Genomic DNA, 23535 nt, shown 5'->3' with positions numbered 1-23535 from the left:
ATCAATGGCTGCGGTTCGGCTCTCCCGGCTGTCCTGCCTGGGCCGTGGCGTTGTGCCGCAGGAGTTCGGCCAGGACGGATACGCCGTCGCGGTCTTCCAGCCCTGCGGCCATGGCCTGGTCGATGAGCTTGCGGTTCGCGTCCAGTTGGGCCATGGGCGCTCCCACGGACGATGCCAGGGCGTCGATGAGTGTGAGGTCCTTGGCGACCAGGGACAGCGTCATGTGGATGGCCGCTTCGCGTGGTCGTACGAAGTTGTCGCGGTTGTAGAGCACGAACGGCGCTGCGGCCGCGCTCTGGGTGAAAGCGTCGTAGGCGGCGGCGCGGTCGATGCCGGCGCGTTCTGCGAGAACCAGCGCTTCGGCCAGGGCTGTTGCCATGGACAGCAGAAGTGAGTTGATCGCGAGCTTCATGATGCTGCCGCTGCCCGATTCCCCGAAGTGGAGGACACGGGTGGCCAGGACGTCCATGACGGGGCGCACCCGGTCGAGGGCTTCTTTGGGGCCGCCGACCAGGAAGGTGAGTTCGCCGCGTGTGGCGAGTTCGACGGAACCGGACACCGGGGTGTCGAGGAGAGTGGCGCCGCGTTCGAGAACCAGCGGTGCGAGGGTCCTCACCGTCTGCGGGGCGATGGTGCTGGTCTCCAGGACCGTTGTTCCGGGGCGGACCCCGGCGAGGATGCCGTCGGGCCCGTGGTAGACGTCGCCCACCGCCGTGTCGTCGGTCAGACAGACGATGACGATGTCGGCGGAGGCGGCCGCCTCGCGCGGGGTGCCGGCCACGCACGCGCCCGTCTCCGCCGCGACGTCGAGGGCGCGGGCCCGGGTCCGGTTGGTCACGGTCACGCTGTGCCCTGCCCGGCGCAGGCGCACCACCATGGGGCGGCTGATGCGGCCGATGCCGATCACGGCCAGCGTGGGCAGGGCGTCGATCATGCGTGGCCGCCGTTGAGGTCCAGGTTCACGCCGTTCGCCGCCGGGTTCTCCAGCAGGAACACGGAGCCCTCGACGATGTCCCGCATCGTGGGGACGACACCGGTCAGGATCCGTGCGCGTGCTGCCTCCACGACTCGCTCGTTGCCGGCCCAGTGCGGGCTGTCGCCGACCATGCCGGGATGGATGGCGTTGACGCGGATCGGCGCGAGCTCCTTGGCCAGCGTCGCCACCAGGCCTGTCACACCGGCGTTCACGGCGGTGACCGTGGTGGAACCGGGGTAGGGCACATCCTTGGCCAGACCGCCGAACAGCAGCACCGAACCGGTGGGGGAGATGCGCGAGCGCAGTGCGTGGACGACCGTGGTGTAGCCGACGATCTTGGTGATCGCCAGCTCCGTCGCCCCGGCGATGTCGTAGTCGGCGATCGTGTTGTTGTCACGCCGCATGCCAGCGAGGACGATCGAGTCGATGTGCTCGATGCCGCTCAGCGCCTCCTTGAGGAACTCGGGCTTGGAGAGATCGGCCTCAATGCCCCGCACGTGCTGGGAATCCACCTCGGTATTGATTTCCGCGGCCACCTTCTCCGCGCGCGTCCCGTCGCGGCCGGCGATGATCACGGAGGCGCCCTGCCGGGCATAAGTCGCGGCCAGTTCGCGGCCGATACCGGATGTACCTCCGACGATTAAAACTTGCTTGCTCATGACCAACCCTTCGTCAGACAGCGGGAGTTGCCGTCGACGACAGCCTGGCGCAGCAGGGATATCGAGTCCAACGAAAAACATTGACAGCTGTTATCGAAGAAATCGATAATTGGCGGATGGAATTACGGCAGTTGCGCTATTTCATCACCGTGGCCGAAGAACTCAGCTTCACCCGCGCCGCAGCTCGCCTTTTCGCAGCTCAGTCGACCGTGTCGGCAGCCGTCCGCGCCCTGGAGGAGGAGCTCCAGGTCTCGCTCTTCGACCGGTCGACCAGGACGGTGGCCCTGTCCACGGCGGGCGAGGCGTTTCTGCCGGAAGCCAAGTCGGTCGTCGGGGCCGCGGAGCGTGCGAGGGAAGTGGTCGGCGAGGCGTCGAGAACCCTGCGGGGCAGCCTGCGCGTCGGCACGATGACCCGCATCACGGCTCTCGACCTGCCACGCCTGGTGGGGGCCTTCCGCCAACGTCACCCGCTGGTGGACATACGGATCCAGGTCTCCGGCTCCGGAGCGGGCGGAATCGCCGAGGACGTGCGACGCGGCCGACTCGACGTCGGCGTCGTGGCCTTGGCCGCCGCCGACGCGCACGACCTCGACCTGCGGCAGTTCGCGACGATCCCGTACGTGGTGATCCTGCCGACCGAGCATCCGCTGGCGCAGCGGGAACGCATCGCGCTCAAGGACCTCGCCCACGAGAACTTCGTCTCGGGGGCAAACGGCTTCGGGTCGCGTGCCGCCATGGACCGGGCCTTCGGCGAACTCGGCATCACGCGCCGCGTGTCCGTCGAGATCACGGACATCGCCTCGGCCGCGTCGTATGTGCGAGCCATCGGTGGCGCAGCCGTCGTACCCCGTTATTGGCCGGTGGGTACGGCCGGAGTGGTCGTCAAGCCGGTGTCCGGTCCCGTGCCTTCGCTCGCCCTGTCGTTCGCGGTCCGCGCGGGCCGCGAACCGAGCCCCGCCGTCGCCGCCTTGCTGAAGCTCAGCCCCAACTACACGCGCGACGACGGGACGTTCTGAACAGGCGCGACCGCTTGTTCACCGGTGCGGAAAGAGACCTTCTTCGACCGGCTCCGCGGACCGCCTCCAAGTCGGGCTCGGGACCGTCCAGTTGGGCTAGGGACCGCCCCGTCGGGCTACGGCGCAACCGTGATCCTGCTCAGCCGGTCTGAGCTGGTCTGAGTTGGTCCGAGCCGGTGTGCGAAAGCCTCAGTCGGTCCCGGCCCCGGTCGCGAAAGGGCCGCCCTCGCCGAACACGAGCCGCCCGAAGTTCTCGGCGATGCGCCGGTGTCCCGCCGGATCGGGGTGGACCGCGTCGGGGAGCGGGAGTTCGGCGTGGTCCTTCTCGCCGTAGAGGGAACGGCCGTCGAGGTAGTACAGGTTCGGGTCGTCGGCCCCCCGTTGTTCCACTACGCGGGCGAGTGCCTCGCGGATGACGGTGAGGGTCAGACGTCCGAGGGGGCGTTCGGCCGGGTCGCCCGTGGCCTTGAACAGCAGGGTTCCGCCGTCGAGGTCGGGCATGAGAGGGCCCGGCGTGTCCTCCTGCACCGGACAGAGGATGGCGGACACGACCAGCAACGGCGTCGTCGGATGCCCCTCGCGAAGGGTGTCGAGGAAGCCGTGGACCGCCGGGACGAAGGCCCGCAGGCGCATCGCGTCGGCGTTGACGATGTTGATGCCGATCTTCACGCTGATCAGGTCCGCCGGGGTGTCCCGCATCGCACGGGCGGTGAACGGGTCGAGCAGCGCGCTGCCGCTGAACCCCAGGTTGACGAGCTCCACTTGGCCATGTGCCGCTGCGAGCGCCGGCCAAATGGCCGTCGGATGCGTGGCGTTCGAGCCGTGGCTGATGGAACTGCCGTGGTGCAGCCACACCTTGCGCCCGTTGTCCGGCGCCTTCTCGACCGGGGCGTCGGTGCGCAGGGCGATCAATTCCGTGATCTCCGTGTGCGGGAGCCAGATCTCGATGTCCTTGTCACCCGCGGGCAGGTCGGCGAACCGGGCGGTGCCGGGCCGGCCCTCCGTCCATTCGGCGGACTGGGTGACCATGTCGGTGATCGTGCGCACGTTGCCGCCGGGCACCGTGGCCTGGGCGGTGAGCCGGCCGTCGACCAGCAGGTCGTACACGCCGTCCGCCGGGGCCGGGAACCCCCGGTAGACGCGCTTGGTGGGCAGCGTGTCCAGCTCGATGGTGGTGGCCCGGGTGCGGAAGACCAGCCGTACACCGGAGGGCTGTGCCTCGGCCACGGAGAGTTGGTCGTCGGGGAACTGTCGGCGCGCACGGGCGGGCAGCCGGTGCGGCAGCAGACCCTGCGCGGTCGTCTCCACGTCGAGGAAGCCGCGCAGCAGGTCGGTGGTGACGGGGGTGGTGATCGTGTCGTGCTCGGTGGTCATCGCCTCAGCCTGTCGATCGGGGTTTCCGGGACGGTCAGTTGGGTGGCGCGGGGCGGTTCCTCAGCAGCGCGTCGAGCGAATCCACGATCCAGGCCCAGGACTCCCGCGCGTCGGGCGCGCTGTGGTCGAAGCTTCCGGCCAGCTCCAGGCTGACGTAGCCGTGGAAGACGCCGCCCAGCATCCGGACCGCGTGCGTCTGGTCCGCTTCCGGCAGGTCGTAGCCGCGCAGGATCGCCCGTGTCATCTGCGAGTGCCGCACCCCGGCGCTGACGGCCGCCGTCTCGGGATCGAGCCGGAGCCGTGCCGCCGCGTACCGGCCGGGGTGCTCCCGGGCGTAGCCGCGGTAGGCCTCCGCGAAGGCGGCCAGGGCGTCCTTGCCGGCCCGTCCGGCGACCGCGTCGGAGGCCCGGTCGGCGAGTTCCTCCAAGGCGAACAGGGCGATCCTGGTCTTCAGCTCCTGGGAGTTCCTCAGATGCGAGTACAGACTCGCGACCTTGACGTCGAAGCGCCGGGCGAGCGCCGAGACGGTCACCTGCTCGAAGCCGACCTCGTCGGCCAGCTCCGCCCCCGCCAGGGTCAGCCGCTCCGGCGTCAGTCCTGCTCTGGCCATAACCATCCTCTCGTTCGACGATAGCTATTATGTATTTGCCTAAAGGTTTTAGGCAAACTAGCGTGCCGTTCATGAGACCACTGACCGAGCGGGAGATCCGCGCTGCCTTCGTGAACTGCACCAAGGGCGAGGCCAAGCGCCTGTCCGTACCCCGGGACCTGGCCGAACGGCCGTGGGACGACCTGGACTTCCTCGGCTGGCGGGACCCCCAGGCCCCCGGCCGGGCGTACCTCGCGATCGAGTTGGACGGTCGCCCGACGGCGATCGCCCTGCGCTGCCCCGGTGCCGCCTCCTGGCAGACGCGGCGCAGCATGTGCTCGATGTGCCTGACCACCCATACCGGAGGCGTCTCGCTGATGACCGCCGCGAGGGCGGGCAAGGCCGGGCAGCAGGGCAACTCCGTGGGCGCCTACATATGCAGCGACCTCGCCTGCCCGCTGTACGTGCGAGGCAAGAAGGACGCGGGCGTCGGCGCGCGGATGCCCGAGTCGCTCACCCTGGAGGAGAAGATCCAGCGGACCGTCACCAACGTCACGGCGTTCATCGCCAAGGTCGCCGCTCGTTGAGCGGTCCCGATTGAGCAGTCCCGCTGCTGGATGCGTTCGCTTTCTTCTATTGGACCTGCGGACCCGGGCCGGAGAAGCTGGACGACGCGTCCCGCCCGTCGTGACCCCGGTCCGAGATCCGGCTCCGGCACCGGCGGTGCCGGACGGCACGGTTCCGCACGACAGCCGGAAGACCGCACCGGAAGACCGGAAGAGGAGCACGAGCAATGGACACCCGCCGTATCGGTGACGTCGAGGTCAGTGCGATCGGTCTGGGCGGTATGCCCATGTCGATCGAAGGACGGCCGGACGAGGCACGCTCCCTCGCGACCATCCACGCCGCCCTCGACGCGGGCGTGACGCTGATCGACACCGCGGACGCCTATCACCTGCACGCCGACGAGGTCGGGCACAACGAGACCCTGATCGCCAAGGCGCTCGCCTCCCACGACCGGGGAGCGGACGTCCTCGTCGCCACCAAGGGCGGCCATCTCCGCCCCGGGGACGGCAGTTGGACCCTGAACGGCAGCCCCGCCTACCTGAAGGAGGCCTGCGAGGCATCCCTGCGCCGGCTCGGCGTGGAGGCCATCGGGCTCTACCAGTTCCACCGCCCCGACCCGAGCGTCCCGTACGCGGACTCGGTCGGCGCCGTACGGGAGTTGCTCGACGAGGGCAAGATCCGCCTGGCCGGCATCTCGAACGCGAACCCGGAGCAGATCCGGCTGGCGAACGAGATCCTCGACGGCCGACTGGTCTCCGTGCAGAACCAGTTCTCCCCGGCCTTCCGTTCCAGCGAGCCGGAGCTGGACCTCTGCGACGAACTCGGCATCGCGTTCCTGCCCTGGAGCCCCCTCGGCGGCATCGCCCGCGCCGGTGAACTCGGCTCCGCCTACGCCCCGTTCGCGAACATCGCCGAGAAGCACGGCGTCAGCCCGCAGCGCGTCTGCCTGGCCTGGATGCTCGCCAAGTCCCCGGTCGTCGTACCGATCCCGGGTGCCAGCCGCCCCGAGACGATCCGCGACTCGGCCGCCGCACCCGAACTCGCCCTCTCCGCCGAGGAGATCGCGGAGCTGGACGCCGTCTGATAAGGCTGTGACGCCTGAGGTGCCGTCGCGGCGGGCAAGGGTGGAAAGCGCTTGCCCGCCGTCCGGTCGCAGGGGAAGGATCACTGCCCATGGCGTCATCCACGGAGAAACCGCTCGACCACCACTACCGCGACGAACACCCGATCCGCACCCTCGCCTACCTCTTCCGCGCCGACCGCAGACGACTGGCCCTGGCCGTCGCCGTGTTCACGGTCAAGCACAGCCCCATCTGGCTGCTCCCCCTGATCACCGCGTCGATCATCGACACGGTCGTCCAGCATCAGCCGGTCAGCGGAATCTGGATCAGCACCGGCATCATCCTGTTCATCCTGCTGATCAACTACCCCCTGCACGTGCTCTACGTCCGCCTCCTCTACGGCAGCGTCCGCCGCATGGGCACCGACCTGCGCTCGGCCCTGTGCACCCGCATGCAGCAGCTCTCCATCGGCTACCACTCCCGGGTCAGCGCCGGAGTGCTCCAGGCCAAGGTCGTGCGGGACGTGGAGACGGTCGAGCAGATGGTCCAGCAGACCGCGGAGACCGGGCTCGGCGCGATCACCGTGCTCACCGGCGGACTGGTCATCATCGGCATCCGCACACCGGAGTTCGTGCCCGTCTTCATCGTCGTCGTACCGGTCGCCGCGCTGCTCGTCTCCCGGCTCAAGGCACGCCTCCGCACCCACAACGAGCAGTTCCGCCACGAGGTCGAGACCCTCTCCTCGCGCGTGACGGAGATGACCCGCCTCATCCCGGTCACCCGCGCCCACGGCCTGGAGGGCAAGGCCCTGCGCCGCATGGACGGCACCCTGCGCCGCCTGCTCACCTCCGGCAACCGCCTCGACCTCCTCAACGGCCGCTTCGGCTCGCTGGCTTGGGTCGTCCTGAACGTCGTCGGCGTCCTGGTCCTCGCCGGCGCGGCCCTGGTGTCGTACTACGGAGCCTGGGGAGTCACCGCCGGCGACGTCGTGATGCTGAGCGCCTTCCTGACCACCCTCACCAACTCCACCACGACCCTCACGACCCTGGCCCCGGTCATCACCAAGGGCCTGGAATCGGTCCGCTCGGTCGGCGAGGTGCTCCAGGCACCCGAGTTGGAGGACAACGAGGGCAAGACGGAGGTCGCCGAGGTGCGCGGAGCCGTCGCCTTCCGAGACGTCGGCCACACCTACGACGAACAACTCCGGCCCGCCGTGCACGACTTCACCCTCACCGTCGCACCGGGCGAGACCGTCGCCCTCGTTGGTGCGTCCGGCGCCGGCAAGTCCACCGTCCTCAACCTCGTCATCGGCTTCATCCGCCCCACCACCGGCCAACTGCTGCTCGACGGCACCGACATGAACACCCTCGACCTGCGCACGTACCGCCGCTTCGTCTCGGTCGTCCCGCAGGAGTCGATCCTCTTCGACGGCACGATCCGCGACAACGTGGCCTACGGCATGGACGAAGCCGACGAGGAAACGGTGCGCGCGGCGCTGCGCGACGCCAACGCCCTCGAGTTCGTGGACAAGTTGCCGCACGGACTGGAGACCCTGGTCGGCGAGCGCGGGGCCCGGCTCTCCGGCGGTCAGCGTCAACGCCTCGCGATCGCACGGGCGTTGATCCGCGACCCCAAGGTGCTCGTCCTGGACGAGGCGACCTCGGCCCTGGACACCCGCTCGGAGGCGCTCGTCCAGCAGGCCCTCTCTCGGCTGCTGCGCGGCCGTACGACCTTCGTCGTCGCGCACCGGCTGTCCACCGTCCGGGGCGCCGACCGGATCGTCGTGATGGGGGAGGGGGAGATCCTGGAGGTCGGCACGCACGACGAACTCCTGCGCCGGGGCGGGGCGTACACGGCACTGCACAGCGGGCAGGTCGCCTGACCGGATCCCGTGGGCCGGTTGGTTGGATCGGCGCAGGCTGGGCACACGGAGCGAAAAGCGAGAGAGGGGCGTTTCGTGCTGGTGCCGGACCCGAAGGCCGTCAGAAAACTGCTCACCCGGTACGCGGTGCTGCGCATCTCCCAGGCGGAGCGCCACCGACCGCAGGCGGCCGACGAGTTGAACGACGTCGTGTACACCCTCTGCGTGATGATGGGCACGACCGGCATCCAGCAAGCCATCGTCAAGGCGGACGCTCTGCTGGCGGCGGCGCGCAGCACCCCGGGCCGTGTGGTCGCGGACGGCCGCGCCGCGGCGTAGAACCGTCAGGAGATCTGTTCAGGAGAACGCCACTTCGGCGACCCTCCTGCCGTGGAACGCCGAGCGGTATGCCTGCGGGCTGGTGCCGACCACCCGGCGGAAGCGCTCGCGGAACGCGGTGGGGGAGCCGAACCCGGCCTGCTGGGCGATGCGTTCGACGGTGTGGTCGCTGTTCTCCAGCAGGTACTGGGCGCGTCGTACGCGGGCCCGCAGCAGCCACTGAAGTGGTGTGCTGCCCGTCTGTTCGCGGAAACGACGGCTGAACGTCCGCTCGCTCATGCCCGATCGCGTCGCCAGCGCGCCCAGGGTGACCTCGTGGGAGAGGTTGTCCTCGATCCACTGGAGAAGCGGTTCGAGGGTCGAACCCTGCGGGACGGGCGGGTGCCGGTGGACGATGAACTGGGCCTGCCCGCCCTCCCGTTCGAGCGGCATGACCGACAGCCGGGCCGCGTCCGCGGCGACCGCCGAGCCGTAGTCCCGCCGGATCAGGTGCAGACACAGGTCCAGACCGGCGGCGGCCCCGGCCGAGGTGAGGATCTGTCCGTTGTCGACGTACAGCACGTCCGGCTCCACCTCGACCAACGGATAGGTGCGGGCCAGCAGTTCGGCGGCCACCCAGTGCGTGGTGGCGCGCAGCCCGTCCAGCAGCCCGGCCTCGGCCAGCACGAAGGCGCCCACGCAGATGGACACGATCCGGGTGCCCGACGCTGCCGCCTCCCGCAGCGCGGCCAGCACCCGGGCGGAGGGCGGCGCGGCCCGCTCCGAGCGCCCTGGGACGATGACGGTGTCGGCGTCCGCCAGCGCTTCGAGCCCGTGGTCGACCCGTAGCGCGAACCCGTCCGTCCGCACGTCCGGCGTCTCGCCGCACACCCGCACCCGGTAGGCGTTCCGCCCGTCCGGCAGCCGGGTACGGCCGAACACCTCCATCGGTGTCGCCATGTCGAACGGCACCACATGATCGAGAGCGAGGATCGCGACAGTGTGCATGAACACCACGATAGGCGGATTCCCGCCAACCATGTGACAGGGCCTTCTGTCGCATAAGCGCTGCCGCAAGGGTTGGCGGGAATCCGTTGGAAGCTGTCGTTCCAGCCTCTGTGTTCCCGCTTGGTACGCCCCTAGCCTGGGCCGGTGACCAAGATCCTCCTCGCCCTGCACGTCCTGGCCGCCATCGTCGCGGTCGGCCCCGTCACCGTCGCCGCCAGCATGTTCCCACCGGCGGCCCGCCGCGCCCTCACCGGCCCGGACGGACCCGACGCGGGCGTGACGACCGTACGACTGCTGCACCGCATCTGCCGTGTCTACGGCGCCGTCGGACTGGCGGTGCCCCTCTTCGGCTTCGCGACCGCCTCCGCCATGGGCGTCCTGGGCAGCAGCTGGCTCATCGCCTCCATCACCCTCACCGCGGTGGCGGCCGGCATCCTGATCGCCTTCGTGCTGCCCCGCCAGGACGAACTCCTGGAGCAACTCGGCGCACAGCGGCCCGTGGAGCGGGCCGGGACCGTTCAACTCGCCATGTTCACCGGCATCTTCAACCTGCTGTGGGCGACCGTCACCGTCCTCATGATCATCCGCCCGGGCTCGACCACGGGCGCCTGACCGGAGAGGTCAACCGGTGGCGCGGACCAGGAGGAGCGCCACGTCGTCGTCGGGTTCCGGGCGCAGCGCGTTGAGAAGCATGTCGCTCGTCTGCTCCAGGGGACGGCGCGAACTCTGCAACAGCCGGGTCAGCGCGTGCAGCCCCACGTCGATGTTCTCGCCGCGGTTCTCCACCAGCCCGTCGGAGTAGAGGGCGAGCAACGCGCCTGTGGTGAAGTCGACTTCGGCGGTCCCGAAGTCCACCCCGCCGACGCCCAGCGGGACTCCGCCGGGAATGTCGAGGAGTTCCGCGGTGCCGTCGGGGTGGATCAGGACCGGCGGCAAGTGCCCGGCACTGGACAGTTCGCAGGTGCCCCGGCCGAGGTCGACGACGCCGTACGCACACGTGGCGATCGCGTCGCCGAGGGAACCGGTGAGGTCGTCGAGGTGGTGCAGCAGTTCCGCCGGTGGCAGGTCGAGCCGGGCCAGTGCGCGGGTCGCGGTGCTCAACTGGCCCATGATGGCGGCGGCTTGGACGCCCTTGCCCATCACGTCGCCCACGACGAGCCCGGTCCGCCCCGGCCCCAGCGGCAGCACGTCGTACCAGTCGCCCCCGACCTCGCTGAGCGCCGGGAGGTAGCGGGCGGCGATGTCGAGCCCCTCCTGCCGGGCCGGGGCCGGTGGCAGCAGGCTGCGTTGCAGGGTCAGCGCGGTGGTGCGCTCACGGCCGTAGAGGCGGGCGTTGTCGATGCAGATCGCGGCGCGCGCGGCGAGTTCCGAGGCGAGGACGCGGTCCTGTTCGTCGAAGGGGCGCTCGTTGATGGTGCGATAGAGGCTCAGCGTGCCCAGGACCTCGCCGCGGGCCACCAACGGGACGGCCAGGTAGGAGTGGACGCCCGCCATCCGCAGGGTCTGGGCGGCGCGTCCGTCCCTGGCGATACGGCGCATCGTCGGCGGGTCGACCCGCTCGACCAGGATCGGTCCGGCCTCGCGCACGCACTGCGTGATGATGCGGTTCGGGCCGTAGGTGGCGAGTTCGCCCACCGGGTCCGCCGCGTGGATCGCGTCGGTCAGGTATCCGGCGGCGACGGCCAGCGCCCGGAACTCGACCTGTGCGTCCCCGGTCACCGGAGTGATCGTGCCGTCCGTGACGACCGATTCCAGTACGTCGACGGCGGCCAGGTCGGCCACATGGGGGACCGCCACGTCGGCCAGTTCCCGCGCGGTCTGCTGGAGGTCCAGCGTCGTCCCGATCCGCACCCCGGCCTCCGCGACGACGGACAGATGCCGACGTGCCTGCGCGACCTCGGCGGCGGCCTGCTCCCGCTCGGTCACGTCCAGGACGGCCATCGCCAGCCCGAGCACCCGGCCCTGCGCGTCCTCGATGCGGTGGTACGACTCCGAGTACGCCCGGTCCACGACGTCGGCCGCCGTCCGGCCCACGGTCTGCTGGTCGAGCAGCGGCTTGCCGGTGATCAGCACATGCCGCATCCGCGACTCGATGGCCGCCACGTCCAGACCGGGCAGCACCTCGCCCACACGACGCCCGATCAAGTTCGCCTCCGGTACGCCGTTCAGCCGTTCCAGGGCCGGGTTCACACCGACCCACCGCAGATCCGTGTCGAACACCGCGATGCCCACCGGCGTCTGCCGCACCAGGCTGTGGGACAGCGCCAGGTCCCGCTCCACTCCCCGTACCGTCGTGGCGTCCGCGGCGAGCCCCAGCAGATGCGGCTGACCGTGGCTGTCGCGCAGCCGCATCGTGCGGAACTCGACCGGCCGCTCCGTGCCGTCCCTGTGCAGCAGCGGGAAGACCCCCGCCCAGCGGGCGCCCGTACCGACCTGGGCGAACAGTTCACGCGCCCTGGCCCGGTCGTCGGGCGACACCAGCAGCCGGTCCGCGCGCTGGGTCAGCGCCTCTTCGGGGGTGTAGCCGAGCAACTGCTCCGCCTCGGGACTCCACAGCCCGATGTACCCGCCGGCGTCCAGGACCACCGCCGCGACCTGCAACAGGTCGAGCAGCCCTCCCGGGGTGGCCGAGACACCGTCCCCGGCACCGTAAGCGTCCATCCCAGCCGCTCCTTCCGGCGCGGCAAGGCACCACCAAGATCCGAACCGCGGGTCATCCGATTACGGCACAGCACGCCCCGCGAGGCAACACCGCGCGAGGTGAACAGGGGAGGGGGCCGTATGGAGCACGCGCCCGCGCGGACGCCGACGAGCCCCCGGATTCTGGTCGTGCCCAGACCCCACAGCCCCAGGGACACTCCATGCCCTTGCCGCTCCGCCTCGTTTCCGTCCTGGTCGCCACCTGCGTGGGCGCCCTCGTGCCCGCTTCGCCTGCCGCGGCCGACGACCACTCCCTCCAGCGCGGCCTCGACAACCTGGTCGCGGCCCCCGACGGCCCGCCCGGCGTGATCGTCGTGCTCCGCGACGGCGACCACCAGCGCGTCCTGCGCGCCGGCACCGCCGACCTCAGCACCGGCCGCCCGCTCGAACCGGACGACCACACCCGGACCGCGAGCACCAGCAAGGCGTTCAGCGGGGCGGTGGCCCTGAGTCTCGTACGACAGCACCGGCTCGCCCTCGACGACACGATCGGTACCCGGCTGCCCCACCTGCCCCGGGCCTGGCGGAAGGTGACCCTGCGCCAGCTGCTCCAACACACCAGCGGGCTCCCGGACTTCAGCCAGAGCACGCGGTTCCGGAGCCTCATCGCCGCCGACCCGCGCCGGCACTTCGACTCGCGGCGGCTGCTCGACTTCGTGGCCGGGGAGCCGCTGAACTTCACGCCGGGCTCGCAGTACCGCTACTCCAACTCCGACAACATCGCCGTAGCACTGATGGCGGAGGCGGCGACCGGCACGCGGTACGAGGACCTGCTGCGTCACGACGTGTACCGGCCGTTGGGTCTGCGTGACACGAGCCTGCCGCAGGGGTACGAGATGCCGGAGCCGTACATGCACGGCTATGCCGTCGGCGGACCGGCCGGACCGGAGGACGTCTCCGAGACGATCGGCATGTCGGGCGTGTGGGCCTCGGGCGGGATCACCTCCTCGCCGCGCGACCTGACCGCGTTCATCAGCGGCTACGCCGCCGGGGCCCTCACCTCGAAGGCGGCCCTGCGGGAGCAGCGGCACTGGATCCCCGGTTCCTCCGAACCGGCCGGCCCCGGCCGCAACAGTGCCGGGCTCGCCCTCTTCCGCTACGACACCCGGTGCGGGGTGGTCCTCGGACATACCGGGAACACCCTTGGTTACACACAGTTGATCGCGGCCACCCCCGACGGCCGACGGTCGCTCACTTTCTCATTGACAACTCAGGTGAACCAGACCGGGAACCCGGAACTGCTGCGGAAGCTGCGCGCGGTCGAGGAGGACGCGGTGTGCAGCCTGTTGGGGACATACGGGGCAGAGCGCCACTCCTGACCCAGGGTGCTCGCCCCTTCCGCCTCAGGTGAACCGTTACTGCTCAACCGGCCGTTTTGTCCGCCCCGTTGACGAGGCCCTCCCGTTCCGGGGCGGCGGGCAGGGCCAGCCACTCCGCGATGGTCCGGGCGATCGGCTGGCCGGTCTCCGCCTCGACGAAGCCGAACTGGCCCGACTGGTTGCACTCCAGGAACCACCAGGTCCCGTCGCCGTCCTCGGCGAAGTCGAAGGCACCGTAGGCCAGTTCGGCCTCGCGCAGATACGTCAGGACGGCCTCGGCGATGCGCGGCGGGACCTCGGTGGGACGCCAGGGCTGCGCGGACACGGCGAAGCGGACGTCGACCTCGGCGGGGTCGGGGTCCGGGGCGGTCGCCGTACGGGCGGCTAGCATCCGGTCGCCCACCACGGTGAGCCGGATGTCGGCCCGCTTGGCGACCCGGCGTTGCAGCAGCGTGGGGCCGAACGCGACGGCGGCGAAGTCGGTGTCCGGCGCGACCCGGCTCGTCGGCACCGCCCGGGGCGGATCCTGCGGGTGGGCACCGGAGACCGGCTTGACCACCAGGTCCGGGAAGCGCCGCGAGAACTCGCGGGCGGCCTGCGGAAACGTGGTGATCAGGGTGGCCGGCACCGGCAGTCCGCTGCGCTGCGCGAGCCGCAGCTGCCAGGGCTTGTGCCGGGCGCGGCGGGCCGCGTCGGGGTGGTTCATCCAGCGGGCGCCGGAGCCGCGCAGCATGCCGTAGAGAGCCTGGGAGGCCTCCTCGGTCAGCCATGCGGAGGGCTGGGGCGCGCGGGTCGCCGGGGTGCCGGGCCTGCGCACCCAGATGGACCGCAGTCCGCTCACGCTCACCAGCCGCCCCCCGGCGGACAGATGGCCGCGGAAGGCACCATGGACGTACTCCCCGGAGAGCGCGACCCCGCCCGTGAGGTCGGCGGGATCGATCCGGACCACGGGAACACCGGACGCGTGCAGGTGGACCACCACCAGGTCCGCCGTGACGTCCTCTTCGCAGGTAAGGACCAGGACGGTCATTTTCGTCGTTCCGTGTTCAGTCGTCGAAGTGAGTCTTCGATCCCGCGGTGGACGTCGTGGTCCCCAGTTCTCTCAGCAGAGCGAGATCGTGGGCGGCGACCCGTCCGTCGGCGAGCACGTTCAACTGCAGTCCGGAGTCGTAGGTGTACGGAGCGCTGAGCTCCAACTGTGCTGCCGGGCGAGCGTAGTTGAGCGCGAACGGTTGCATCGTCTCTCCCTCGTCGGTACTGCCTCGTGCAAGCGGTGGCCACCCTGCGAGGTCGCTTGGCCCGCTGACTTCCGTCTGCTTCCAGAGACTTATACGAATCGAACGAGTGAATGGTTTCCTTACTCTGCGTAGTCGCAGGAAGGAACGTGCGAGGCGCCCGACCGGTTCAGCCGAGGTCGCCCGGCCGCCCCTCCTCCTGCTCGCCGAGGGACTTGCGCATGGTGCGCAGGGCGAGGAGAAGTACGGCGATGTCGTCCAAGTACACGGGATCGGGCATCAGATCGGTCGGCAGTACGAAGTAGAGAACGGCACCCCAGAAAACCCATTTTGGGCCGGTCGGAAGCCCTGCGCGCCGCATTCCGCGCCGCATACGGACGAGCCGTACCAGCACTCCGACGGCCACGGCGAGCAGCACCGCCGCGAGCGCCGCGGCGATGACGATCACGGTTGTGGTCGAGTCCACTGGCGCCTCTTTCCCCGGGTGTGGCCGCACGGCATGTGCCCTATCCGGATGCCCGGTTACGGCCCCGGTATGACCGACGAGGGGAACATCACACCCGAACGCCTCGAAGAGCCTTGACAGCCGTTGACCCCTTGTCAGGCACTGGTACGTTTTCACCGTGAGCGCGACCAACGGCACCGGAACCCACGTACGGATCGGCCTCGACGCCCCACCGCGCGTGGCGAGCCTCGGCGTCGGCGTGCACGGGACGACGGGCCCGCGCGACGTGTTCCGGCTGCCCGACCTCTGGCAGCTCCATCTGTACCGCTACGAGGCGGAGTTGACCGTCGACGGTGTGGCGCACGAGATCAGGCCCGGCCATGTCAGCCTGGTGCCGCCCGGCGCGCTCGTGCGGTTCCACTACCGGGGCCGCTCCGAGCACCTCTTCGCCCACCTGGAACTCCCGTCCGCCGGTGAGCGGTTGACCGTCCCCGTGATGCAGGACGCCGGTACCCAGACGCCCGTGCTGACCGACCTGATGCAGCGGGCCGTCGCTGCGGCTCCGCGCAACTCCGCCCGCGCGGCGGCCGAGTTGTGGTCCGTGCTGTGGCGGGTGGCGGACCTGGCGACCCCGGCGGCCGGTGGGACCACGGGACCGCACCCCGCTGTCGCCCTCGCCGTCGCGCACATCGAATCGCACCTGGCGGCCCAACTGGCCGTCCCCGACGTGGCGCACGCGGCCGGCGTCTCCCACAACCACCTCATCCGCCTGTTCCGCGCCGAGACCGGCACCACGGTCGTCGCCTACATCCGGCACCGCCGCATGGAACGCGCCCGGCACCTGCTGCGCGAGTCGACCCTGTCCGTCCCGGCGATCGCGGCCGCCGTCGGCATCGGCGACCTCCAGGCCTTCAACAAGGCGTGCCGACGCGAACTGGGGTCTTCCCCCAGGGCGGTTCGCGCCGGCACCTCGTGAATCAATCCCGGCCCGCACCCCGGTAGACGTCCAACTCCCCGTCCAGCTCGACCGCCAGGACCGTCGCCCGCTCGTCCACGTCGGCCGCGCCCGGGGCGTCGATCCACGTCACGCCCGGCACATCACCGAGCCCGCCGATGACGTCGTGGCCGAGTTCGGCACCGGTGCCGAGCACCGTGACCCGCTTGACGGGCGTACGCAGGCCGCGCACCGACACCGACTCGTGCGGCGGATCGAAGCACACCAGGTACAGCGTGCGCCGGTCGGCGGAGAGGGTGCTGGGCCCGTAGTGGTGCCCGGCCGGCAGACCGGCGACCGTGCCGTACACCGCCTCCGCATGCCGGGCGATCCAGGCACCGAGTCCCTCAAGTCGCTCCGTCTGAGCGGGCGTTATCGTCCCGTCCTCCCGCGGGCCGACGTCGAGCAGCAGATTGCCGCCCATCCCGATCGTCTCCGTGAAGTAACGCACCAGCTGCCGCACCGACTTGTGGTGCTCGTCCCCGTGCTGGAAACCCCACGAGTCGTTGACCGTGAGACACAACTCCCAAGGCCCGTCCGGCGCTTGCAACGGCACCCCCTGCTCGGGCGTCGCGTAGTCGCCGTAGCTGAGCATGCGGGCGTTGAGGACGGTGTCGGGGTTCCCGGCGAGGATCAGCTCCGCCAACTCCCGCATCCGCCACTGCTCTTCGCTGCGTTCCCACTCGCCGTCGAACCACAGCAGGTCGGGCCGGAAGCGGTCGACCAGCTCGCTGACCTGGCCGTTGCGGTAGCCGAGGTAGCGCGCCCAGGCGGCCGGGTCCTCGTGACCGGGGCGTGCGGAGGCGTACGGGTTGGTGCGGAGCTCCTCGTCGGGCGGCTGGGGGTGCACCGTGCTGGCGTAGTCGGGGTGGTTCCAGTCGGAGTGGGAGTAGTAGAGGCCGACCTTGAGACCTTCCTCGCGCAGCGCGTCCGTGTACGGCCCGATCAGGTCGCGGCCCGCCGGGGTGTCGCGGACCACGTCCAGGTCACCGTGGGCCGAGTCCCACAGGGCGACGCCGTCGTGGTGGCGAGCGGTCAGCACCGCGTACTTGGCACCCGCCCGCGCGAACAGCCGCGCCCAGGCCCGCGGTTCGTAGCGTGCGGCGGTGAACCCGTCGAGCTGCCGCATGTACCGGTCGTGCGGGACCTCGCCCGTGTAGAACGACCAGGACTCCGGCACACCGTCGACGGCGTAGATCCCGTAGTGGACGAAGATGCCCAACTTGGCATCGCGGAACCAGGGTTGCATCGGCATGCCGCCAAGCTAGGCCGGGCGGTGCCTGGGGCGCGTGGGCGGTGATCACCATCGGTGGTCCATTTTCACCACCGGCGCTCCGCTGCGTAGCTTCGCGGGATCGATGAGGGTCCCGCAAGCCACCTGACTCAGGTCCGGGGTGCTACCGCTCCTCGGGCGGCCGATCCCCGTCACGTGGAGGATCCTCGCGGTCGCCGTCGGTCGTCGGTGCGGGGCGCAGCGACTTCGTCGCGTCCCGCAGCCGGCCGAAGGTCCGCTGGAACGGCGACCCGCCCGGCTGAGACGTCACCCCGGGCACGGAGGCACCGGCGGAATCGCGGAGCGCGGCCAGCGCCTCGTTGGCCCGGTCCGCGGACTCCCGGTACAGGTCACGGGACTTGGTCATCGCCTCAAGAGCCTCGGCGTACATGGCCACGAGCCTGCGCTCCCGGGCCAGTTCCTCCTCCAGCGTCATCAGCTTCCACTGCTCGCGCAGCGCGGTGACGGCCTCCTGGCCGCCCTCCGGCAGCGGACGCGCGGAGGCGGCGTAGCGGCAGAGCACGTCCACGAGTTCGGTGGGCTCGGAGCCGTCGAGGAAGACGCTGCGCACGGAGAACTCGCGCACGTCGTAGGAGGGAGCCACCGGACTGGTGGGCAGCACCACGGCACCGCCGCGCGGCACCTGGAAGTCGAACTCGCGCAGCAACGCCCAGTTGACGGACCGTAGTTGATCGGGCGTGGCCCGGTGCTCCACCACGCGGTGCCGGAGGCTCGCGGGCAGCAGCCCGGCCAGGGGCTCCCGGCCGTGCGCGTCCGGGGTCATGGCCTCGTGCACGACGACGTGAATGCTCCAGCCGTCCTGCGCGCAGCTACGGAACAGGCGCCGCAGCTCCTTCTCGTCGGACGGCAGCGGATTGACCTGCCCGAAGCGCAGCCCCGGAACCGTCACACGGTCCCAGCCGGCGTCGGCGCTCTCGGGGTCCTCGGGCCAGAACATCGTCGCGGGGGAGGGCCACCGGGGATCCCAGACCCGCTCGGCCTCCGCGACCAGGATCCACTCCTGCCCGTCCGCCGGGACGGAGCCGGCAGCGGTCGAACCCGGTTCCGGAGCGGGCGGGAACGTCAGCCGTGCCCGCACGGTCACCGTCCCCTCCACCCGCCACCGGGCCTCGAAGACCTGCTCGCGCGGATCCTCGTGCTGGTCCTCGTCGGGTTCCAGGTGGTCGTCGATGACCTCGCGGTCCTTGAGCCGTTGCAGCTGTCGCCGTACGACATCCGCGGCGTCCTCGGACCCGACGTGGCGGCCGCGAGCCAGCCACACCGTGTGGGGGATCGTGGGCGGAGTTGTGGAGGAGTTCGACATAAGCCAATCTGCGGGCGGGTGCGGTGCTGACCCACCAGTATCACCGTCGGAGATCTTGGCGGGTCAAGCGGGGGGTCGAGCAGGGGTTGTTGAGTCTCGTATGCCCGATTTTCCTGCGATACCGCGCGAGCATACGCGCGGGGTGTGATCCGTTCACTCCGGGCGGGCGGGTTTCACGCGTGCCTTTGACATGGCCCGGTCCGCAGAATGGTCGGGCGGACGGGACCCGCCCACCATCCGCTCGGGGCGGGTCCCTTCCGTGTGTCACCGGACCTCACCGCCGCCGGCGCCTGTCCGCGGCGCCCGGCCGGGACGGGACGCCCGGTTCGGGCGCGGGCGCGCTGAACCCGGCCGGCACCGAACGCGCGCCCGGCGCGGACGGCACTTCCAGCGGTACGACCGTCTCCTCGCGCGGCGGCCGGGTGCGCGGCAGCGGCTTGCCGACGACGCGGGTGTGCGTCATCAGCGAGGCACAGGCCGCGCAGACCTCGGCCAGGGTCCACACCTGGCCGACCGCGGGATCGTGCCGCAGCACGAGCAGCACCGAGCCCGAGCAGTCGACCCGGGTCCCCTCGTGCGCCGCGCACCGCTGGCGACGGCAGCCGCAGGCCGCGTCGGGGCGTACGGTCGCCGCTCTGACATGGGCCGCCGCATGGGCTTCGGCGAAGCGGCGCAGAGCCGCGATGTCGCGCGACCGGGCGGGCATGCCGCACCCGGAGGAGCAGCTGACCGAGGCGGTACGGTCGCGGTGACCTGTGATGCGAATAGTCCAAGTACGCCCGGGCCGACGGGCTGACGGGGCGTCAGGGTACGCGAGAGCCAAGACCACAGTTCCTTTGAGTGGAGGTGTTCACGCGGAAGAGGCGCTGAGTTAAGAACTACCCGTCGTGGTGCACTTCACATCATTCGCGGACCCCAAGTATTCGTTCGAGCCGGTCGAGGCGCGGGAGCGTGGCATCCGGTACGAGGGGATGATGGTCGACTTCTGGGAATGGGTGCGCCGCCGCGACGAACGTGCGCGGGACCGTTGACCACGACGGCGGTCGCCCCTACCGTCACGATGGTCCAGAAGAGATCATCGAGGGCCGGGCCGCGGCCATGAGCAGGCAGGTGGGCCGCCGTGCGTCGTCCGACGAACAGCACCTGGCGTCGCGCCACGATGATCGCGGTCACGGTCGTGTGCCTGGCCTACGCGCCGATCGCCATGACCGAACTCTGGCCCTACGCCCGCCCCGGCGCCCCCGCCCTCGGCGAATGGGTCATGGGCCGCGTCGTCTCCCCGCACTACGTCACCGACGCCCTGGCCGACCGGATCGCGCCCTACCGCCACAGCCTCGTCCCGATGATCGTCCACTCGGTCCTCGGCGGCGCCCTCATGCTGCTCGGCCCCGCCCAACTCCTCACCGCCGCACGCCACCGCACCCGCCTGCACCGCGCGCTCGGCATGGTCTTCGCCGCCACGGTCTACGTCTCGATGGCGGGCGCCGGGATCTACCTGGCCCGCACGGCACCCGAGGACGCGTTCAGCGGCGCCGCGTTCTGGATCGTGCTCGCCACCCTCCTGGTCGGCACCGTCCTCAGCGTCACCTTCGGCATCCTCGCCGCGATCCGCGGACTCCTCGACCTGCACCAGCGCTGGATGCTCCTCTGCTACGGATTCCTGCTCACCGCACCGCTGTTGCGCCTGGAGTGGGGCTTCCTGCCCCGGCTGCTGCCCGGCCTGACCATGGAGCAGATCAACCAAGTGGCGATCACGCACCTGGGCTTGATCGTCACCTTCGGCGCGCTGGTCGCCTCGCGCGCACGGGACCGCCGTACCACGGTCGAGGGGGTCTCGGGATCCTGGGCGCCGCTGCCCGTGCTCGCGGTCGCGCAACTCGCCGGTGCGACGGCCCTGTTGTGGATCGCGTACTCCTACCTCGACTTCGGCGCGACCGGACGGCGACTGCTGTGGGCCTATCTCCTGCCCTACGCGGTCGGTTACGTGGCGATGGCCGTCAACGCGCGGCGCGCCGGGCGGCAGGGAAGGCGCTGGGCCCAGGAGGAGTGGCGGCTGCACCTGACGGCACTGGGCCTGGCCCCGGTGCTGTCCGCCGCCGCCGCTCCGGTGTTCCAACACGCCCTCGGCCTCGACCGGTTGACGGCCCTGACCGCCGGCGTCGCCATCGGCTGCGGCATGCTCGCGTTCGCGGCGACCACCGTGGTGAGCCTGCGCGTCGTGCGCGCCCGGGAAGTCCCGGCGGCGGTGGGCCGGCCGGTCAGTGGGGGTAGGCGCGAGGCGGCCGTTGCCGGGGCAGTTCGTCGCGGAAGTCCTGGATGAGCGAACTGACCTGACGGATGAGGGAGGTTGACTCCAACCGGTCGAGATAGAGGTTCTGGCGCGCGAGCCCCAGGGCGTCCACGCAGAAGTACACGGCCATCAGCGGATTGATGAACAGCTCGTTGCCGTGCGTGCGTTCGGTGAAACGGACGTCTCCGAAGTCCCCGCGTACGGCCGCCGCCACGGAACCGTTGACGATGCTCGGATGATCCGGCGTGGACTCCTGAGCGTGGGCCACCGCATCGAGATACAGCTGCCCCTCGCGGCTCTCACGCGGGAGCGAGAACGCGCCGAGATAGGCACCCTCACGATCGAGCGCGGCCAGATTCTCCAGCACCAGCGAGTGGTTGACCCCGTGATACGCGTCCACGCCGAACCCGAGGCACGCCACCATCCGCACCGGTACCTCGTCCAGCCCGGTCACCGCCGCGAGGCTGACCATGTCCTCCTCCGGCGTGCCCAGCCCGTGCTCGTCGCCCCGCATCAGGATGTCGGTGCCCCCGTCCACCAGCACGACGGCGTCGACCCCGCCGAGGTGCTCGATCAGCGTGCGGTACGCGTCCCGCAGCGGTCGCACACCGGTCAGCGGGAACGCGTACACCGTGGACGGCATGCCGTGCAGGTCGAGCCAGCGGGCGAGGGACCGCTCGGGGAAGTAGTCGCCCCGGGCCACCGTGTCGGGCCGTACGGCGGCGATGTCCTGGTCCACCCACACGTCCTGGTCGAGGCCGTACAGGTCGGCGAAGGACAGGTTGGCGAGGTGCACATCCTTGCCTGCCGAGCGCAGCGCGAGGGCCAGCGGCAGCCCGGCGTAGACGTCGAAACCGCCGCCCGCACCGGCGACGAGGATCCGGCGCGCGTCACGCAGCCGGGAGAAGAACGGGGGTTCGAGGAGGGAGAACACCGGGGGACGTTAGCAGGCCCGTACGCCATGATGGGCGGGTGGACTTCGAACCGTACCGGGGCGAACTGGTGGCGTACTGCTATCGCATGCTGGGCTCGTTCCACGAGGCCGAGGACCTGGTGCAGGAGACGATGCTGCGCGCGTGGAAGGCCCGCGACCGGTACGACCCCGCACGCGCGTCCGTGCGCACCTGGCTCTACCGCATCGCCACCAACGTCTGCCTCACCGCGCTCGAAGGACGCGCGCGCCGCCCCCTGCCGTCCGGCCTCGGCGCACCGGGCGATGACCCCGCAACACCGCTCACGCCCGCGACCGACATCCCCTGGCTGCAGCCCTTCCCCGACGCGCGCCACGACGTGGAGGCCCGCGCCGACATGCGGCTCGCCCTCGTGGTCGCCCTGCAACGGCTGCCCGCGCGGCAGCGGGCCGTGCTCGTGCTGCGCGAGGTGCTGCAGTTCAGCGCCGCCGAGGTCGCCGACCAGCTCGACACCACCGTCCCAGCCGTCAACAGCACGCTCCAGCGCGCCCGCGCCGCCCTCACGGACATCGGCGACGACGAGACGATCGCCGAAGCGGACGACCCCGGGGCACGCGAGGTCGTCGACAGTTACCTGCGGGCGTTCGAGGCGGCCGATGTCCCCGCCCTGGTACGGCTGTTGGCCGACGCCGTGGTCCTGGAGATGCCGCCGGTCCCGCTCTGGTTCAGCGGCACCGAGCACTACGGCGCGTTCATGCGCAGGGTCTTCGAACTCCGGGGCACGGACTGGGCGTTGACGCGCCTGGCCGCCAACGGGCAACCGGCGCTTGCCGCGTACGCGTCGGCCCCCGACAGAGACCGGTGGCTGCACAGCCTTCAGGTGTTCACAGTCGCCGGCGGGCGCATCACCCGCAATGTCGTCTTCACCGATCCGCAGGTGCTGGACACCTTCGACCTGCCACGAAGGATTTCCTCGAACTGATCCCACTCGCCGCGATGAGTTCGGCCGACGCCACCGGTACGTACCGGCGAGCACCGACCGAAAGGACATCCATCATGAGTGTCATCGTCATCCAGTTCACCACCCTGGACGGGATCGTCTCCGACCCCGACGGGTCCGACGGCACCCCGGACGGCGGCTGGATCTTCCGCTACGGCCGTGAGGAGATCGACGGCGACAAGTTCCGGCTGGGCAGCACCATCGACGGCGGGGTCATGCTGCTCGGCCGCAGGACCTGGGAGGCGTTCTCGCGGCTGTGGCCGGGCCGCGACGACGAGTTCTCCGCGCGCATGAACGCCGGGGCGAAGCTGGTCGCGTCCCGCACCCTGACCGATGTGTCGGCGTGGACGAATTCGAGCGTCCTCGACGGCGACCTCGTCGACGCGGTGAAGCGCGAGGAGCGGGATGTGATCGTCATCGGCAGCCTGCCCGTCGTCCGCACGCTGATGGCGGAGGACCTGGTCGACGAGTACCGGCTGATCACCTTCCCCACGGTCCTCGGCACCGGCGAACGGCTCTTCCCGGCGGGCGGTCCGCCCCTCCATCTGGAGTGCCGGGAGATCGAGAAGACGGCCCACACCGTGTTCACGCGGTACGGCAGGGCGGCACGCTGAC

At 70.6% G+C, this 23535-nt stretch carries 25 protein-coding genes; 12 read left to right on the top strand and 13 right to left on the bottom strand.

What is annotated here, in order from left to right:
- Position 1: 1 nt before the first annotated feature.
- Both OG588_RS01700 and OG588_RS01695 read right to left on the bottom strand, forming a co-directional pair.
- Complete coding sequence (locus OG588_RS01700) at positions 2 to 934, bottom strand: NAD(P)-dependent oxidoreductase (RefSeq protein ID WP_405945705.1); 933 nt, start codon at positions 932 to 934, stop codon at positions 2 to 4.
- On the bottom strand, positions 931 to 1635 hold the full coding sequence (locus OG588_RS01695) for an SDR family NAD(P)-dependent oxidoreductase (RefSeq protein WP_405945704.1): 705 nt from the start codon (positions 1633 to 1635) through the stop codon (positions 931 to 933). The genes OG588_RS01700 and OG588_RS01695 overlap by 4 nt, the downstream gene beginning before the upstream one ends.
- Before the next feature lie 116 nt (positions 1636 to 1751).
- On the opposite strand from OG588_RS01695, the gene OG588_RS01690 reads away from it, so the two are divergent.
- Positions 1752 to 2651: a LysR family transcriptional regulator gene (locus OG588_RS01690; RefSeq protein ID WP_405945703.1), complete on the top strand. Its 900-nt coding sequence runs from the start codon at positions 1752 to 1754 to the stop codon at positions 2649 to 2651.
- 189 nt (positions 2652 to 2840) lie between these two features.
- On the opposite strand, the gene OG588_RS01685 is transcribed toward OG588_RS01690, so the two are convergent.
- Together OG588_RS01685 and OG588_RS01680 are read right to left on the bottom strand one after the other, a co-directional pair.
- A complete protein-coding gene (locus tag OG588_RS01685; protein WP_405945702.1) occupies positions 2841 to 4025 on the bottom strand; it encodes an SGNH/GDSL hydrolase family protein in 1185 nt (394 codons plus the stop codon).
- 34 nt (positions 4026 to 4059) lie between these two features.
- A complete protein-coding gene (locus tag OG588_RS01680; protein WP_405945701.1) occupies positions 4060 to 4635 on the bottom strand; it encodes a TetR/AcrR family transcriptional regulator in 576 nt (191 codons plus the stop codon).
- A 71-nt stretch (positions 4636 to 4706) separates the two neighbouring features.
- Between OG588_RS01680 and OG588_RS01675 the strand changes: the two genes are divergently transcribed.
- From OG588_RS01675 to OG588_RS01660, 4 genes are all read left to right on the top strand, one after another.
- Positions 4707 to 5201, top strand: coding sequence for an FBP domain-containing protein (locus OG588_RS01675; protein ID WP_366095262.1), 495 nt, complete (start codon positions 4707 to 4709; stop codon positions 5199 to 5201).
- Between the two features lie 206 nt (positions 5202 to 5407).
- On the top strand, positions 5408 to 6265 hold the full coding sequence (locus tag OG588_RS01670; RefSeq protein WP_405945700.1) for an aldo/keto reductase: 858 nt from the start codon (positions 5408 to 5410) through the stop codon (positions 6263 to 6265).
- An 89-nt stretch (positions 6266 to 6354) separates the two neighbouring features.
- Positions 6355 to 8124 carry an ABC transporter ATP-binding protein gene (locus OG588_RS01665; protein WP_405945699.1) on the top strand — a complete coding sequence of 590 codons (1770 nt, stop codon included), beginning with the start codon at positions 6355 to 6357 and terminating at the stop codon, positions 8122 to 8124.
- Positions 8125 to 8199: 75 nt separating this feature from the next.
- The gene (locus tag OG588_RS01660) at positions 8200 to 8442 is read left to right on the top strand and encodes a DUF5133 domain-containing protein (RefSeq protein ID WP_019056926.1); all 243 of its coding nucleotides are present in this window, start codon (positions 8200 to 8202) and stop codon (positions 8440 to 8442) included.
- Between the two features lie 18 nt (positions 8443 to 8460).
- On the opposite strand, the gene OG588_RS01655 is transcribed toward OG588_RS01660, so the two are convergent.
- Positions 8461 to 9429: a GlxA family transcriptional regulator gene (locus OG588_RS01655; protein WP_405945698.1), complete on the bottom strand. Its 969-nt coding sequence runs from the start codon at positions 9427 to 9429 to the stop codon at positions 8461 to 8463.
- Positions 9430 to 9573: 144 nt separating this feature from the next.
- Here OG588_RS01655 and OG588_RS01650 point away from each other — a divergent pair, with 144 nt between their 5' ends.
- Positions 9574 to 10041: a hypothetical protein gene (locus OG588_RS01650; RefSeq protein WP_405945697.1), complete on the top strand. Its 468-nt coding sequence runs from the start codon at positions 9574 to 9576 to the stop codon at positions 10039 to 10041.
- A 9-nt stretch (positions 10042 to 10050) separates the two neighbouring features.
- Here OG588_RS01650 and OG588_RS01645 read toward each other — a convergent pair whose 3' ends face one another.
- Positions 10051 to 12090, bottom strand: coding sequence for a SpoIIE family protein phosphatase (locus tag OG588_RS01645; protein WP_405945696.1), 2040 nt, complete (start codon positions 12088 to 12090; stop codon positions 10051 to 10053).
- A gap of 200 nt (positions 12091 to 12290) precedes the next feature.
- Here OG588_RS01645 and OG588_RS01640 point away from each other — a divergent pair, with 200 nt between their 5' ends.
- Positions 12291 to 13448: a serine hydrolase domain-containing protein gene (locus tag OG588_RS01640; RefSeq protein WP_405945695.1), complete on the top strand. Its 1158-nt coding sequence runs from the start codon at positions 12291 to 12293 to the stop codon at positions 13446 to 13448.
- 43 nt (positions 13449 to 13491) lie between these two features.
- Here the strand turns inward: OG588_RS01640 and tgmB are convergent, their stop codons facing one another.
- The 3 genes from tgmB to OG588_RS01625 form a co-directional block, all read right to left on the bottom strand.
- Complete coding sequence (tgmB, locus tag OG588_RS01635) at positions 13492 to 14478, bottom strand: ATP-grasp ribosomal peptide maturase (RefSeq protein WP_405945694.1); 987 nt, start codon at positions 14476 to 14478, stop codon at positions 13492 to 13494.
- 16 nt (positions 14479 to 14494) lie between these two features.
- Entirely contained in the window at positions 14495 to 14686 is a 192-nt protein-coding gene (tgmA, locus tag OG588_RS01630) for a putative ATP-grasp-modified RiPP (RefSeq protein ID WP_019056920.1), read from the bottom strand.
- Positions 14687 to 14852: 166 nt separating this feature from the next.
- Positions 14853 to 15149: a YkvA family protein gene (locus tag OG588_RS01625; protein ID WP_405945693.1), complete on the bottom strand. Its 297-nt coding sequence runs from the start codon at positions 15147 to 15149 to the stop codon at positions 14853 to 14855.
- Positions 15150 to 15306: 157 nt separating this feature from the next.
- Between OG588_RS01625 and OG588_RS01620 the strand changes: the two genes are divergently transcribed.
- A complete protein-coding gene (locus OG588_RS01620; RefSeq protein ID WP_405945692.1) occupies positions 15307 to 16104 on the top strand; it encodes a helix-turn-helix domain-containing protein in 798 nt (265 codons plus the stop codon).
- Between the two features lies 1 nt (position 16105).
- Here OG588_RS01620 and OG588_RS01615 read toward each other — a convergent pair whose 3' ends face one another.
- The 3 genes from OG588_RS01615 to OG588_RS01605 form a co-directional block, all read right to left on the bottom strand.
- The gene (locus OG588_RS01615) at positions 16106 to 17377 is read right to left on the bottom strand and encodes an alpha-L-fucosidase (protein WP_405945691.1); all 1272 of its coding nucleotides are present in this window, start codon (positions 17375 to 17377) and stop codon (positions 16106 to 16108) included.
- Between the two features lie 142 nt (positions 17378 to 17519).
- Entirely contained in the window at positions 17520 to 18719 is a 1200-nt protein-coding gene (locus OG588_RS01610; protein WP_405945690.1) for a hypothetical protein, read from the bottom strand.
- Between the two features lie 274 nt (positions 18720 to 18993).
- Positions 18994 to 19425 carry a hypothetical protein gene (locus OG588_RS01605; RefSeq protein WP_052346958.1) on the bottom strand — a complete coding sequence of 144 codons (432 nt, stop codon included), beginning with the start codon at positions 19423 to 19425 and terminating at the stop codon, positions 18994 to 18996.
- Positions 19426 to 19609: 184 nt separating this feature from the next.
- Between OG588_RS01605 and OG588_RS01600 the strand changes: the two genes are divergently transcribed.
- Complete coding sequence (locus OG588_RS01600; RefSeq protein ID WP_366095276.1) at positions 19610 to 19750, top strand: hypothetical protein; 141 nt, start codon at positions 19610 to 19612, stop codon at positions 19748 to 19750.
- A gap of 89 nt (positions 19751 to 19839) precedes the next feature.
- Positions 19840 to 21039, top strand: a complete 1200-nt coding sequence (locus tag OG588_RS01595; RefSeq protein WP_405945689.1) for a DUF2306 domain-containing protein — start codon at positions 19840 to 19842, stop codon at positions 21037 to 21039.
- Here OG588_RS01595 and OG588_RS01590 read toward each other — a convergent pair.
- The gene (locus OG588_RS01590) at positions 20978 to 21943 is read right to left on the bottom strand and encodes a DUF1152 domain-containing protein (RefSeq protein WP_405945688.1); all 966 of its coding nucleotides are present in this window, start codon (positions 21941 to 21943) and stop codon (positions 20978 to 20980) included. The genes OG588_RS01595 and OG588_RS01590 overlap by 62 nt on opposite strands.
- 38 nt (positions 21944 to 21981) lie before the next feature.
- On the opposite strand from OG588_RS01590, the gene OG588_RS01585 reads away from it, so the two are divergent.
- Both OG588_RS01585 and OG588_RS01580 read left to right on the top strand, forming a co-directional pair.
- Positions 21982 to 22902, top strand: a complete 921-nt coding sequence (locus OG588_RS01585; protein WP_405945687.1) for a sigma-70 family RNA polymerase sigma factor — start codon at positions 21982 to 21984, stop codon at positions 22900 to 22902.
- Positions 22903 to 22976: 74 nt separating this feature from the next.
- The gene (locus tag OG588_RS01580) at positions 22977 to 23534 is read left to right on the top strand and encodes a dihydrofolate reductase family protein (protein WP_366095280.1); all 558 of its coding nucleotides are present in this window, start codon (positions 22977 to 22979) and stop codon (positions 23532 to 23534) included.
- Position 23535 lies beyond the last annotated feature (1 nt).

It is taken from the genome of Streptomyces prunicolor, from assembly GCF_045162825.1.
GTDB lineage: Bacteria > Actinomycetota > Actinomycetes > Streptomycetales > Streptomycetaceae > Streptomyces > Streptomyces prunicolor.
This window is presented reverse-complemented; position numbering and strand designations above follow the sequence as displayed.